The sequence below is a fragment of the Marinimicrobium sp. UBA4209 genome, assembly GCF_002381585.1.
GTDB classification, from domain to species: Bacteria; Pseudomonadota; Gammaproteobacteria; order Pseudomonadales; family Cellvibrionaceae; genus Marinimicrobium; species Marinimicrobium koreense.
This window is the reverse complement of record NZ_DFTP01000072.1, coordinates 1,400-13,793: the sequence shown is the minus strand read 5'-3', so window position 1 is coordinate 13,793 and position 12,394 is coordinate 1,400. Positions and strand designations below refer to the sequence as shown.

The 12,394-nt window shown below is 59.7% G+C and carries 15 protein-coding genes; 2 read left to right on the top strand and 13 right to left on the bottom strand.

The window, feature by feature from the left end; translation table 11 throughout:
• Both B3187_RS10800 and fdxA read left to right on the top strand, forming a co-directional pair.
• On the top strand, positions 1-391 hold a 391-nt coding region (locus B3187_RS10800; protein WP_414673694.1), incomplete at its 5' end, for a MutS-related protein.
• Positions 392-445: 54 nt separating this feature from the next.
• Positions 446-769 carry a ferredoxin FdxA gene (gene fdxA, locus B3187_RS10795; RefSeq protein ID WP_036159885.1) on the top strand — a complete coding sequence of 108 codons (324 nt, stop codon included), beginning with the start codon at positions 446-448 and terminating at the stop codon, positions 767-769.
• An 85-nt stretch (positions 770-854) separates the two neighbouring features.
• Here the strand turns inward: fdxA and rpoS are convergent, their stop codons facing one another.
• The 13 genes from rpoS to B3187_RS17600 all read right to left on the bottom strand — a co-directional run bounded on the left by rpoS (position 855) and on the right by B3187_RS17600 (position 12,384).
• Positions 855-1,862 carry an RNA polymerase sigma factor RpoS gene (gene rpoS / locus B3187_RS10790; protein ID WP_286806387.1) on the bottom strand — a complete coding sequence of 336 codons (1,008 nt, stop codon included), beginning with the start codon at positions 1,860-1,862 and terminating at the stop codon, positions 855-857.
• Between the two features lie 106 nt (positions 1,863-1,968).
• Positions 1,969-2,616, bottom strand: coding sequence for a peptidoglycan DD-metalloendopeptidase family protein (locus tag B3187_RS10785; protein WP_286806385.1), 648 nt, complete (start codon positions 2,614-2,616; stop codon positions 1,969-1,971).
• A 261-nt stretch (positions 2,617-2,877) separates the two neighbouring features.
• The gene (locus B3187_RS10780; RefSeq protein ID WP_246004343.1) at positions 2,878-3,807 is read right to left on the bottom strand and encodes a DUF368 domain-containing protein; all 930 of its coding nucleotides are present in this window, start codon (positions 3,805-3,807) and stop codon (positions 2,878-2,880) included.
• Between the two features lie 41 nt (positions 3,808-3,848).
• Positions 3,849-4,493, bottom strand: a complete 645-nt coding sequence (locus B3187_RS10775) for a protein-L-isoaspartate(D-aspartate) O-methyltransferase (protein WP_123637627.1) — start codon at positions 4,491-4,493, stop codon at positions 3,849-3,851.
• An 84-nt stretch (positions 4,494-4,577) separates the two neighbouring features.
• Positions 4,578-5,579 (bottom strand): tRNA pseudouridine(13) synthase TruD, encoded by a 1,002-nt coding sequence (gene truD / locus B3187_RS10770; protein ID WP_286806382.1) that lies wholly within the window; start codon positions 5,577-5,579, stop codon positions 4,578-4,580.
• Positions 5,576-6,541, bottom strand: coding sequence for a YheT family hydrolase (locus B3187_RS10765; protein ID WP_286806381.1), 966 nt, complete (start codon positions 6,539-6,541; stop codon positions 5,576-5,578). Before B3187_RS10765 ends, truD begins: the two co-directional genes overlap by 4 nt.
• Before the next feature lie 13 nt (positions 6,542-6,554).
• Positions 6,555-7,034, bottom strand: a complete 480-nt coding sequence (gene ispF / locus B3187_RS10760) for a 2-C-methyl-D-erythritol 2,4-cyclodiphosphate synthase (protein ID WP_286806380.1) — start codon at positions 7,032-7,034, stop codon at positions 6,555-6,557.
• Positions 7,034-7,759, bottom strand: a complete 726-nt coding sequence (gene ispD / locus B3187_RS10755; RefSeq protein ID WP_123637631.1) for a 2-C-methyl-D-erythritol 4-phosphate cytidylyltransferase — start codon at positions 7,757-7,759, stop codon at positions 7,034-7,036. The genes ispF and ispD overlap by 1 nt, the downstream gene beginning before the upstream one ends.
• Positions 7,760-7,788: 29 nt before the next feature.
• Positions 7,789-8,067 carry a cell division protein FtsB gene (gene ftsB, locus B3187_RS10750; RefSeq protein WP_123637632.1) on the bottom strand — a complete coding sequence of 93 codons (279 nt, stop codon included), beginning with the start codon at positions 8,065-8,067 and terminating at the stop codon, positions 7,789-7,791.
• 213 nt (positions 8,068-8,280) lie between these two features.
• Complete coding sequence (eno, locus tag B3187_RS10745; RefSeq protein WP_286806376.1) at positions 8,281-9,570, bottom strand: phosphopyruvate hydratase; 1,290 nt, start codon at positions 9,568-9,570, stop codon at positions 8,281-8,283.
• Between the two features lie 56 nt (positions 9,571-9,626).
• Positions 9,627-10,478, bottom strand: a complete 852-nt coding sequence (kdsA, locus tag B3187_RS10740) for a 3-deoxy-8-phosphooctulonate synthase (protein ID WP_286806374.1) — start codon at positions 10,476-10,478, stop codon at positions 9,627-9,629.
• A gap of 49 nt (positions 10,479-10,527) precedes the next feature.
• Positions 10,528-12,153, bottom strand: a complete 1,626-nt coding sequence (locus tag B3187_RS10735) for a CTP synthase (RefSeq protein ID WP_024460512.1) — start codon at positions 12,151-12,153, stop codon at positions 10,528-10,530.
• A 123-nt stretch (positions 12,154-12,276) separates the two neighbouring features.
• A complete protein-coding gene (locus tag B3187_RS17600; protein WP_286903893.1) occupies positions 12,277-12,384 on the bottom strand; it encodes a TilS substrate C-terminal domain-containing protein in 108 nt (35 codons plus the stop codon).
• Between the last annotated feature and the right edge of the window lie 10 nt (positions 12,385-12,394).

The following is a 12,394-nucleotide window of genomic DNA, read 5'->3' as shown; positions in this document are numbered from 1 at the left end:
CGAGCTACCGGGCATCGTCAATGTCCACCTGGATGCCACCGAGCACCACGACAGCATTGTCTTTCTGCACAAGGTTCAGGAGGGGCCGGCGAGCAAGAGCTACGGCCTGCAGGTGGCCAAACTCGCGGGCATACCCGATGGCGTGCTGGCCCAGGCCAAGACCCAACTGGCGGAACTGGAGGGCGACGCCCAGCGCGGCAGCTCGACTCCCCAGCCACCCAAACCCGAACCAGCACCGGCGGCCGACACGCCCGTTCAGGGCGGCCTGTTCGACAGCGCGCCCCACCCGGTGGTGGAAGCGCTGGGCGAGGTTCAGCCGGATGATCTCAGCCCCCGTGAGGCGCTGGAGCAACTTTATGCCCTAAAGGCGCTTATGACTGGCAAAAGCTAAGAATACTGCTAGAATAAGCGCCCAAAATCCGAACCGTGTTAGCTGGAGTCCGCTATGACATTTGTTGTTGGGGAAAACTGCATTAAATGCAAACACACAGACTGCGTTGAAGTCTGCCCCGTTGACTGCTTTTATGAAGGCCCCAATTTCCTGGTGATTCACCCGGACGAGTGCATTGACTGCGCTCTGTGTGAGCCCGAGTGTCCGGTGGATGCCATCTTCTCGGAAGATGAACTGCCCGAAGGGCAGGAAGTGTTCCTGGAGCTGAACGCCGAATTGGCGGAAGTCTGGCCCAATATTACCGAGAAGAAAGACGCTCCGGCGGACGCCGAAGAGTGGGATGGTGTGGAAGGGAAACTGCAGTACCTCGAACGCTGAACCGTCTGCACCGACAAATCTGCAGCCACAAAAAAGCCGGGCCATCAAAGCCCGGCTTTTTTGTACCTCAGACAGAGGTACCGCATCAAACGCTGAACAGCGCCTCGCTATTGAGCCCCTGCTTTTCGATGATTTCCCGCAACCGCTTCAGAGCTTCCACCTGAATCTGGCGCACCCTTTCTCGGGTCAATCCGATTTCATGGCCCACCTCTTCCAGGGTGCACACCTCATGGCCACGCAACCCGAAACGCCGGGCCAGGACTTCACGCTGCTTTTCACTCAGGTCGTCCAGCCAACGATCCAGACTGTCATTTAGATCGCCATCCTGCATCAGAAAAGCGGGGTCGGAGTTGTTGATGTCCGGGATGGTGTCCACCACGGTCCGATCGGAGGCATTGCCCACCGGGCTGTCCACCGACGTGACCCGCTCATTCAGCCCCAACATACGCTCCACGTCGGCCACCGGCTTGTGCAACAGCGTGGCGATTTCATCCGAGGAGGGTTCGTGGTCCAGCTTCTGGGTCAGCTCCCGAGCCGCCCGCAGGTAGATATTGAGCTCTTTCACCACATGAATGGGCAGACGGATGGTGCGGGTCTGGTTCATGATCGCCCGCTCGATGGTCTGACGGATCCACCAGGTCGCGTAGGTGGAGAAGCGGAAACCCCGCTCCGGGTCAAACTTCTCGACCGCGCGGATCAACCCCAGGTTGCCCTCTTCAATCAGATCCAACAGGGCCAGACCCCGATTGACGTAGCGGCGTGAAATTTTCACCACCAGACGCAGATTGCTTTCGATCATCCGCTTCCGGGACGCCTCATCTCCACGCAGTGCGCGGCGGGCAAAATAGACCTCTTCCTCGGCGGTCAGCAAGGGCGAGAAGCCAATTTCGTTCAGGTAAAGTTGTGTCGCATCGAGACTTTTGGAGAAGTGATCGTCGGAGTGCCGATCAGCGGTGGCGCGCCCTCGTCGGGCGGAGGTGGGTGCTGCGGTGGTCGGTTCCTCTTCAACCACAACATCATCATTAAAATCAATTTCGTGAACCGCCGCGGCTGACTCACGATCCGCTTTTGTATCCCGTTCTTGCAGTGCCATAGATCACCCCTCGCTCTACATACGGCTCCTGGTGCCGCCCCTATGGCATCCAACAGCCTTAACCCAAGTTATCGTTATACTGCGACACTATTGTTAACGTTTAGCGTTAACGTTTGGGTAGATACCCAATTGGGTCAACGGGTTTCCCATCACGCCGAATTTCAAAGTGCAGACGCACACTGTCGGTGCCACTGGAACCCATTTCGGCAATCACCTCTCCTGCTTTTACCGCGTCACCTTCGGCTACCTTCAGGCGACGGTTGTGGGCATAAGCGCTGAGGTACGTGTCATTGTGTTTGATGATCACGAGATTGCCATACCCACGCAGCCCGCTGCCCGCATAAACCACTTGCCCTGCAGCAGCTGCTTGTACAGAGTCTCCCAATTTACCGCTGATATCAATACCCTGATTGAGCCCCGTAGAGGCGCCGAAGGCGGCAATCACCCGCCCCTTCACGGGCCACCGCCAATCGGGGTTGCCCGCAACCAGGGCCGGGGCGGCAGACGCCTTTGGGCGAGATGTTTTATTTTCTTGACGGTCAGCAGGCGCTTTCGGGGTCGGCTTACTGGCGACTTTCGGGGGCGTCGCCCGTGGAGAGGGCCTGGAAGGCGCGGCCATATTATGCACATCGAGGCGCAGTGTCTGGCCGGGGTAAATGGTGAAAGGTGGGCCGATACCGTTGTGTTGCGCCAGCTTGCGGTGATCCACGTCGTAGCGCCAGGCAATGGAATAGAGCGTTTCTCCGGCGCTCACCCAGTGCTTCTGAATCTCCCGACCCGGCGGCTGGCCCCGCTCCACCACATCCGCCCGCTGGGTAGCGCAGCCTCCCAGAACCACCAAACTGATCAATATATAAACCAGTGGGCCGTATTTCCTCCAGCGGTGGGTTGACCAGTCCTGCATAAACACACTCACGTTAAGGGCTGATGCGAAGGCCCCGTTTATTTGGATTCGCAATTAACGCCGGGCCCTTATTAGAAAATACTCTAAAATACGGGTTGCCACTGTGAATTATTAATGAGTCGACCGTTTCGCCCAAAATTCCAGGGCGAGCACCAGCAACAACCCCAACGCCATGAGAACCAGAACCATTGCTGTCTGTGGGTCAGACCCGACAATATTCTCATAGTGCCACGGCACCAGGTTTTCCTGAACCAACGGTACCTGCTCACCGTGACGATTGGTATAGGTCTCCAGAGTATGCTTCCAGGGCCAGATAATGTTCAACGAGCCCACCAGAAAGCCGGTCAGCACCGCCAGCGTCCGGTCATGATAATGTCGCAACAGCCAGCCCAGAAAGTGGGAAAACAGTAACAGGCCGGTCACACAGCCCGCGAGAAAGCACGCCAGTATCCACCAATTCAGATCCACCACCGCCTGAATAAACACCGGGTACATCCCCATCAGCAGCAACAGGAAACTGCCGGAAACGCCGGGAAGGATCATGGCGCATATTGCGATGCAGCCAGCGAGGTACACCATCCACCACTCGGCGGGCAGCTGAACCGGCTTGCCTACCGAGATTGCCAGCGCCACCAGGGTGCCAAGGCCCAGTCCCAACCAGATGACCGGAGAGCGAAGCGGCAGCTGTCGCCCGATATAAACGACCGACGCCACCACAAGTCCGAAAAAGAACCCCCAGACCAGCAGGGGATGAAATTCCAGCAGATAGTGCACCAGATTCGCCAGGGAAAAGATGCTGAGCAGTACGCCGCCAAAGACCGTCAGCAGAAAGCCGCCATTGACGTGGCGCCAAAAGGCGGCCGTGCCCTGCCGCCGCCAGATGCCCAGCGCTGCGGGTGTCCAACGCCGCAGAGAATCGATCAATTCTTCATAGATTCCGGAGATAAACGCAATGGTCCCACCGGATACACCGGGAACCACATCAGCCGCCCCCATCGCCATCCCTTTCAGGCATAGAATCAGTCGGGCTTGCAGGGTCATGGGAGTCCTTGTCATTGGGCAGCAAAATCAGACATGAAACGTCAGCGGCTGGTGCCGGAGAGCAGCGGAACGAACTTGACCGGTTCGAGCACCTGGGTCACAAAGTTCTCGCTGTCACCATCGCGAATGATCAGGTTGAGGGATTGGGTCTGATCGCCCACCGGGATAACCAGCACGCCGTTTGGCGCCAATTGATTCAGCAACCCCTGGGGAACAAAGCGCGGTGCGGCGGTGCTCAGGATACCGTCAAACGGCCCCGCCTCCGGCCAACCGAAACCGCCATCGGCGTGCTTGAGGTGAACGTTGCGCAACCCCAACTCCCGCAGCCGCTCACGGGCCTTATCCTGCAGAGGCTTGATCCGCTCGACGCTGTACACTTCGTCCACCAACTGCGCCAGAATGCTGGTCTGGTAGCCTGAACCAGTGCCCACTTCCAGCACTTTGTGCAGTCGTTTGCCGGCGGCACCGAGCAGAATTTCCGTCATTCGAGCGACGATATAGGGCTGGGAGAGTGTCTGGCCATAGCCGATGGGCAGCGCGGTGTCCTCGTAGGCGCGATGGGACAACGCTTCATCCAGAAACCAGTGCCGGGGCGTGTTGCGCAGAGTGTCCAGCACCTGCAGATTGGTGACGCCCTTGTCGGCCAGCCTTTGCACCAGACGCTCCCGCGTGCGCTGGGAGGTCATTCCCACACCTTCCAAATTAAGACTCGTCACTGCGTATTTCCCCGGAATTCTAGCCGTCAATATTGTTCTGATGAAAAGCGATCACTATAGCACAGTGGCGCCCCGAGCTGCTTCCATCTGGGTCGTATCGAGCTGGGCCACCTCCGCCAGCAATGCGGTGGCAAAGGTCCCCGGCGGCAGGGCAAAAGACAGCACCATGTCGCCCTGCTCCCAGTGCCATGCCAGACCCTGAGGGTTTAGTGCCAGGGCGCGTCGCTCCTGGTTCAGGCCAACATGTTCCAGGCCGTCGCACCAGCCTTTCCAGGGTGCCAACACCCGGGATTCCAACTGAGCGGTCTGGGCGTCACTCATCAGTCGACCACGGCCCCAGAGCGGGCCGGAAGGTTCATCCTGCGGTTCGCCCGCAAGGCACTCAAGCCAGGTACCCTCACGCACACGTTCCGCCAGTACCTGATTGAACAGCCAGGAGCGGGCGGCGGACATCACCATGCCCCGCTGTTGGCGGTTCTTGATACGCTCACCCTCCACCAGCCAGCGCTGCGCCTGATGCAAGTTGCCCGCGTCTCGGCCAAAGCGCTGCTCACCAAAGTAGTTGGGCGCCCCCTGCTCCGCCACCCGGACCAGCGTCTGTTCAAGCCGTTCCAGGGCGCCATCTTCCAGGGCCTGCACCGCCCGCAGTCGAATGACGAAGTGGTTGGCCTGGTGCTGGCCCCGGCGCAGCTTGCGCGAATGACGGGAGCAGCTGAGCACGGTGGGGCCGGTCTGTTCCAATGCAGTCCAGTCTGGCTCCACGGCTTTGGGTTGATAGATACTGAACCACTGTGTGGCCACCGCGTGGCGATCCTTGAGGCCACAGAAGCCCACATCCCGACTGGTGACACCGGCACAGCGCGCCAATTGCCCAGCCACCCAGGCGGTATTGTCACCGCGTTTGCGAACCTGAACCAGCCAGTGTTCGCCCTCGCCCTCAGGCTCAAACCCGAGGATTTCGTCCACCTGAAAATCTTCCGGTGTCACCCGAAATCCGGCGGACACTCGGGGGCCGCCCCAGGCGGTGGGCATTCGGATGTCAAACTCGAGGGTCATGGCATCTCCCGGCCAAAGTGTTGCAAAAATCGTCGCTCAAGCCACCAGTCACCCGGGCCCTGCCAGAATCCGACGTGGCCACCAGTGCGGGGCGCTTCAAAAATCAGATGGTCATGGGCCTCGGCTTCCTCGGTCGGGAAACAGCGATCGTTGAAGAAGGGGTCGTTGCGCGCGGTAACCAGCAGGGTGGGAACGCGGATATCCCGCAGAAAAAATCGGCTGCTGCAGCGGGCGTAATAGTCGGCCGCATCGCGAAAGCCATTGAGGGGCGCCGTGTAGTGCTCGTCCAGAGCCCAGAGGGTTTTCATCTGCTTCAGTCGCTGCAGATCGAAATGCCCGGGAAATTGGGCGGCCTTGGCTTTGAGCCGACGTTTCATCGAACGGACAAAGTGTTTGTGGTACAGCCAGTTGGCCGGACGCTCCAGAGTCAACACGCACGCGAGCAGGTCCAGCGGCACCGAGGCCGTAGCCGCCGCCTCCACACCGCGCTCGCGCGCCGCCTCGCCCTGCTCACCCAGCCACTTCAGGGTGACGTTGCCCCCGAGCGAGAAGCCTCCCAGATGCAGGCGGGGAAAGCCCGCACCCGTGGCCCAGCTGATCACCGCGTCCAGATCATCACTACAGCCCGAGTGGTAGATACGCGGGGTACGATTGAGCTGGTCACCGCAACTGCGCAGATTCCAGGCGAGTACCGACCAGCCCTTGGCCAGCGCCGCCCGGGTAGTCCCGAGGATATAACCACTACGGGCACTGCCCTCCAGGCCGTGAGAGAGAATCAGCAGCGGAGCATCCGGTTCAGGGCTGCGATACAACTCGGCGTGCAACCGGTCGCCATCGGGTAAGTCGATGTCTACCGGCTCACCGGTCAGTGTCAGACGACGAATATAGCGGGGCACCAGTGTCTGGAGATGTCCGCCGGGCAGCCATGTTGGTGCCCGGTAATCCGCGTCATTTACCGGCATACGGAAAGCGTCCTCAGGGTTGTTGCGGCTCGAGCAGCACCACCGCCTGAGCGGCGATGCCCTCTTCCCGGCCGGTAAAACCCAGCCGCTCGGTGGTGGTGGCCTTGATGTTGAGCTGTCCCGTGGTGCAGCTTAGATCATCCGCGATCCGCTCAATCATGGCGGGGACTTGACGGGCCATTTTCGGAGCCTGGGCAATCACCGTCATATCCGCATTGACCAACCGCCACCCCTGCGCCCGGACCTTGGCGTAAACCATGCGCAACAGCGCCCGACTATCGGCGTTTTTGAAGCCCGGATCGGTGTCCGGAAAATGCCGACCGATGTCTCCCAGGGCGGCAGCGCCCAATAGCGCATCGCATAGGGCATGCAGCAGCACGTCGCCGTCCGAGTGGGCGACCAGCCCCCGGTCGTGCGCAATGGCCACACCACCGATCACTACTTTATCGCCCGGCCCGAAGGCGTGCACATCGAAGCCCTGTCCCACTCGCATCAGTGTTGCTCCTGTCGCTGTAAAATCGCCTCGGCCAGAGCCAGATCCTCCGGCCGGGTCACTTTGATATTGTCGGTGCGCCCTTCAACCATCAGCGGCTGATAGCCTGCCAGCTCCATCGCCGATGCCTCATCGGTCACCACCTCACCTTGCCCCAAGGCCCGAGCCAGGCACTGATGCAGCAACTGGTAGCGGAACAGCTGTGGCGTCTGCGCCTGCCAGAGTCCTCGCCGGTCGCAGGTATCGAGAATCACGTTGCGGGGACCGACACGCTTGAGGGTATCCCCCACCGGAACGCCGAGAATGCCACCCACGGGATGATTGGCGGTGTGTCGCCGCAGGCTGGCAATGGCACTGGGCGTGATACAGGGACGGGCGGCGTCGTGCACCAGAATCCAGTCCTCCGCCTCAGCTTGCAGGGTCAGGTAGTTCAGGGCATTGAGCACAGAGCGGCTGCGTTCACTGCCGCCATCGACAACCGCAATCCGGACATTGCCGGCCAGCGGCAACTGCTCCCAGTAGGGGTCAGTCGGGCTCAGAGCCAACACCACTCCGGCCAGGTCGGGAATGGCCAGTAGACGTTCCAGCGTATGTTCCAGAAGGGTTTTGCCTCGCAGCCGCAGATACTGCTTGGGCAGATCTGAACGCATGCGGGTGCCAATACCCGCTGCGGGAACAATGGCCCAGCAAGGGTTCGAGGCATCGGAACGGAGGTGATTGCCCATATACGTTTCCGAAGACGTCTGAGGTCGGTTTATTCTTGGGGATCGACGACCATGAAGAAGGTCTCGCCGTCGCGGATCATGCCCAAATCCTCTCGGGCCCGCTCTTCGATGCTGTCCAGCCCTTCCTTGAGTTCATCCACTTCCACGGCCAGCCGACGGTTGCGCGCTTTGAGCCGCTCGTTGGCCAGCTCCTGCGCCCGAATGTCGCGGTCCAGTCGCGTCACGTCTGCCCAACTTCCTTCTGCAATCCACAAGCGGTATTGCAGGGCGGTGAATAGCACTATCAGGATGGCCAACAGAATTTTCATTGTTACCAACTCCTGGTTAGTGGATCGTGGGGTAGATGCTCTCGGGTAAGCGGTGGATGACGCGCTTTGCGCTTATCCACCCTACATCGCTGCGGTTACGGCGGATCGTTTGGGTTACGGCGGATGCGGCCTTTGGCCTTATCCGCCCTACGCAAACCACGGTGCCATCCGTAGGGCGGATAAGCGAAGCGCATCCGCCGTAACCTTACCTTCTTACGCCTTGAATTCCGCACGGCCCTTGTACGGCGCCGAGCCATTCAGCTCCGCTTCGATGCGCAGCAGGCGGTTGTACTTGGACACACGGTCGGAACGACACAGAGAGCCGGTCTTGATCTGACCCGCTGCGGTCGCCACGGCCAGATCGGCAATGGTGGTGTCTTCGGTTTCACCGGAACGGTGGGAGATCACCGCGGTGTAACCGGCGTCCTGGGCCATCTTGATCGCGTCCAGGGTTTCGGACAGCGAGCCGATCTGGTTGAACTTGATCAGGATGGAGTTACCGATCTTCTTGTCGATACCTTCTTTCAGAATCTTGGTGTTGGTCACGAACAGATCGTCGCCCACCAACTGGATCTTGTTCCCCAGCTTCTGGGTCAGGTACGCCCAGCCGTCCCAATCGCTCTCATCCAGACCGTCTTCGATGGAGATGATCGGGTACTTGGCCGACAGATCCGCCAGGTAGTCAGAGAACTCTTCGGCGTTGAACACCTTGCCTTCACCAGACAGGTCGTACTTGCCCTCTTTATAGAACTCGGATGCGGCGCAGTCCAGTGCCAGGGTCACATCTTCACCCAGTTTGTAGCCGGCATTGGCCACGGCCTGACCGATGACCTGCAGAGCTTCTTCGTTGGACGGCAGGTTGGGAGCGAAACCACCTTCGTCACCGACTGCGGTGCTCAGGCCTTTTTCGTTCAGCACTTTTTTCAGGGCGTGGAAAATTTCCGCACCGGTACGCAGCGCTTCGGAGAAGGTCTTGGCGGAGACCGGCTGAATCATGAATTCCTGAATGTCGACGTTGTTGTCGGCGTGCTCACCGCCGTTCAGGATGTTCATCATGGGAACCGGCATGGAGTACTTACCGGCGGTGCCGTTGACTTCAGCAATGTGCTGGTACAGGGGGATGCCCTTGTCGATGGCAGCGGCTTTGGCAGCGGCCAGGGACACGGCCAGGATGGCGTTGGCGCCAAACTTGGACTTGTTCTCGGTGCCGTCGGCATCGATCATGATTTTGTCCAGCGCGCGCTGATCGGCGGCGTCTTTACCCACCAACAGACCTTTGATGGTGTCGTTGATGTGGCCCACGGCCTTCAGTACGCCCTTGCCCAGGTAGCGGGACTTGTCGCCGTCGCGCAGTTCCAGTGCTTCGCGCGAACCGGTAGAGGCGCCAGAGGGGGCGCAGGCGGAGCCTACGGCACCGCTTTCCAGAATGACTTCAGCGCTGACGGTCGGGTTACCGCGACTGTCCAGAACTTCGAAAGCTTTGATGTCGACAATTTTACTCATGCGTAGATTGCTCCGTTTGCCAATAAATAATGAAAAAGGGTTCGTTACTGCGTTCGTTACTGAATATCCAGTGGCGGCAACTGCTTCACCACATCGTCAATGGCTTTGATCTGGGCCAGGAACGGCTCCAGCTTGTCCAGCGGCAGCGCGCTGGGCCCATCACACTTGGCATTGTCCGGGTCCGGGTGGGCTTCCAGGAACAGCCCCGCCAGCCCCACAGCCATACCGGCACGGGCCAGTTCGGCGACCTGATGACGGCGCCCGCCGGAGGCTTCGCCCAGCGGGTCACGACACTGCAGCGCGTGGGTAGCGTCAAAAATAATCGGCGCCCCGCCGCTGACTTCCCGCATGGTGCGAAAGCCAAGCATATCCACCACCAGATTGTCGTAACCGAAATTGCTGCCGCGCTCGCACAGAATGATCTGGTCGTTGCCGCACTCGCGGAATTTTTCCACGATGTTTTTCAGCTGGCCCGGACTCAGAAACTGGGGCTTCTTGATGTTGATGACCGCTCCAGTCTTTGCCATGGCCTGCACCAGGTCGGTTTGGCGTGCCAGAAAGGCGGGCAACTGAATCACATCACAGACCTCCGCCACCGGCTGACACTGATACTGCTCGTGCACATCGGTAATGACCGGCACACCGAAGGTGTCTTTGATTTCCTGAAAAATCTTCAGGCCTTCTTCCATGCCCGGGCCGCGAAAGGAATGGATGGAGGAGCGGTTGGCCTTGTCAAACGAGGCCTTGAACACATAGGGAATGCCCAGCTTTTCGGTCACCTTGACGTAGGCTTCGGCCACCTGCATTGCCATGTCCCGGGATTCGAGGACATTCATGCCACCGAACAGGGTAAAGGGACGTTGGTTGCCCACCGTCAGCTTGGCAATGGCAATATCTCGATCAGTCACAGCATTCTCACTCTATCGTTGGCGAGCCCCGCAGGGCCCGCGAGGCGGATCAGGAGGATTGGTTGGTCAGCGCGGCGCGGACAAAGCTGGTAAACAGCGGGTGGCCGTCGCGTGGGGTGGAGGTGAATTCCGGGTGGAACTGGCAGGCGACAAACCAGGGATGATCCGGCAGCTCCACCGCTTCCACCAGGGTATCGTCCGCCGACCATCCGCCGATGCGCAGGCCGGCTTTCTGCAGCTGGTCCACGTAATTGTTGTTCACTTCATAGCGATGCCGATGGCGCTCGACAATCACATCCTTACCGTAAATATCCCGGGTCTTGGAGCCGGCCACCAGACGACTCTCCTGACCACCGAGACGCATGGTGCCGCCCAGGTCGGAGGTTTCGTCGCGCTGCTCGCGGCGTCCACTGTTATCCACCCACTCGGTAATCAGGCCGATCACCGGGTCCGGGGTATGCTTATCAAATTCGGTGCTGTTGGCGTTTTTCAGGCCCAGCACGTTGCGGGCAAACTCGATCACCACCGATTGCATACCCAGGCAGATCCCCAGGTACGGCACCTTGTTCTCGCGGGCATAGCGCACCGCCATCAGCTTGCCTTCGACCCCGCGGTTACCAAAACCGCCGGGCACCAGGATCGCATCCGCTTCGCGCAGCAGGCTGTCGCCCTGCTCTTCCAGTTGTTCGGCGTCCACGTATTGCATGTTCACTTTGGTACGAGTGTGAATGCCAGCGTGAATCATCGCCTCGATCAGGGATTTGTAGGCATCCAGCAGCTCCATGTACTTGCCGACCATGGCGATGGTGACTTCGTTCTCGGGGTGCAGCTTGCCATCCACCACGCGGTCCCACTCGCTCAGGTCCGCCGGACCGCAGTCGAGCTCGAACTGCTCGACGATAATGTCGTCCAGGCCGAATTCGTGCAGCATGCGCGGGATGGCGTAAATGGTGCCGGCATCCGGCAGCGGGACCACCGCGCGCTCATCCACGTTGGTGAACAGGGCAATTTTGCGGCGGGAGTCTTCATCGACTTCCCGCTCGGAGCGACACAGCAGAATATTGGGCTGCAAACCGATTGAGCGCAGCTCTTTCACCGAGTGCTGGGTCGGTTTGGTCTTGGTTTCACCGGCGGTGGCAATATAGGGCACCAGAGTCAGGTGCATCAGAATGGAATTCTTGGGGCCCAGCTCAACTTTGAGCTGACGCACGGCTTCGAGGAACGGCTGGGACTCGATATCACCCACGGTACCGCCGATTTCCACCAGCGCCACATCGGCATCGCGGCCGCCTTCGATAATCCGACGCTTGATTTCGTCGGTAATGTGGGGAATCACCTGAACGGTGCCGCCCAGGTAGTCACCGCGGCGCTCTTTGCGCAGCACGGTTTCGTAAACGCGACCAGTGGTGAAGTTGTTGCGACGGGTCATTTTGGTGCGAATGAATCGCTCGTAATGCCCGAGGTCCAGATCCGTCTCGGCCCCGTCTTCGGTGACAAACACCTCGCCGTGCTGAAAAGGGCTCATGGTGCCCGGATCCACATTGATGTAGGGATCCAGCTTCATGATGGTGACGTTCACGCCCCGAGACTCAAGAATTGCCGCCAGAGAAGCCGAGGCAATACCCTTGCCCAAAGACGAAACCACACCACCGGTAACGAAAATATATCGCGTCATGTAAAACCTTGTTCAGTACGATCGAGGGACAGACAAATACCGGACGCCAACGCTGTGCTTGTCGTTGGGGTATTTCTCTTCAGGACGGGGCGCCAGAGTACCAGAAAGGCGGGATAGCCTCAATCAAAAGTTGTACCACCTCAGGCGGTAGCCCGGCTGGCCCGGGGCCGCCGAGAAGCCCTTGCAGACCCACAGATCCCCGGCGGCCACCAGGGTCTCGCCGCTGTAAATCAGCGGCAGC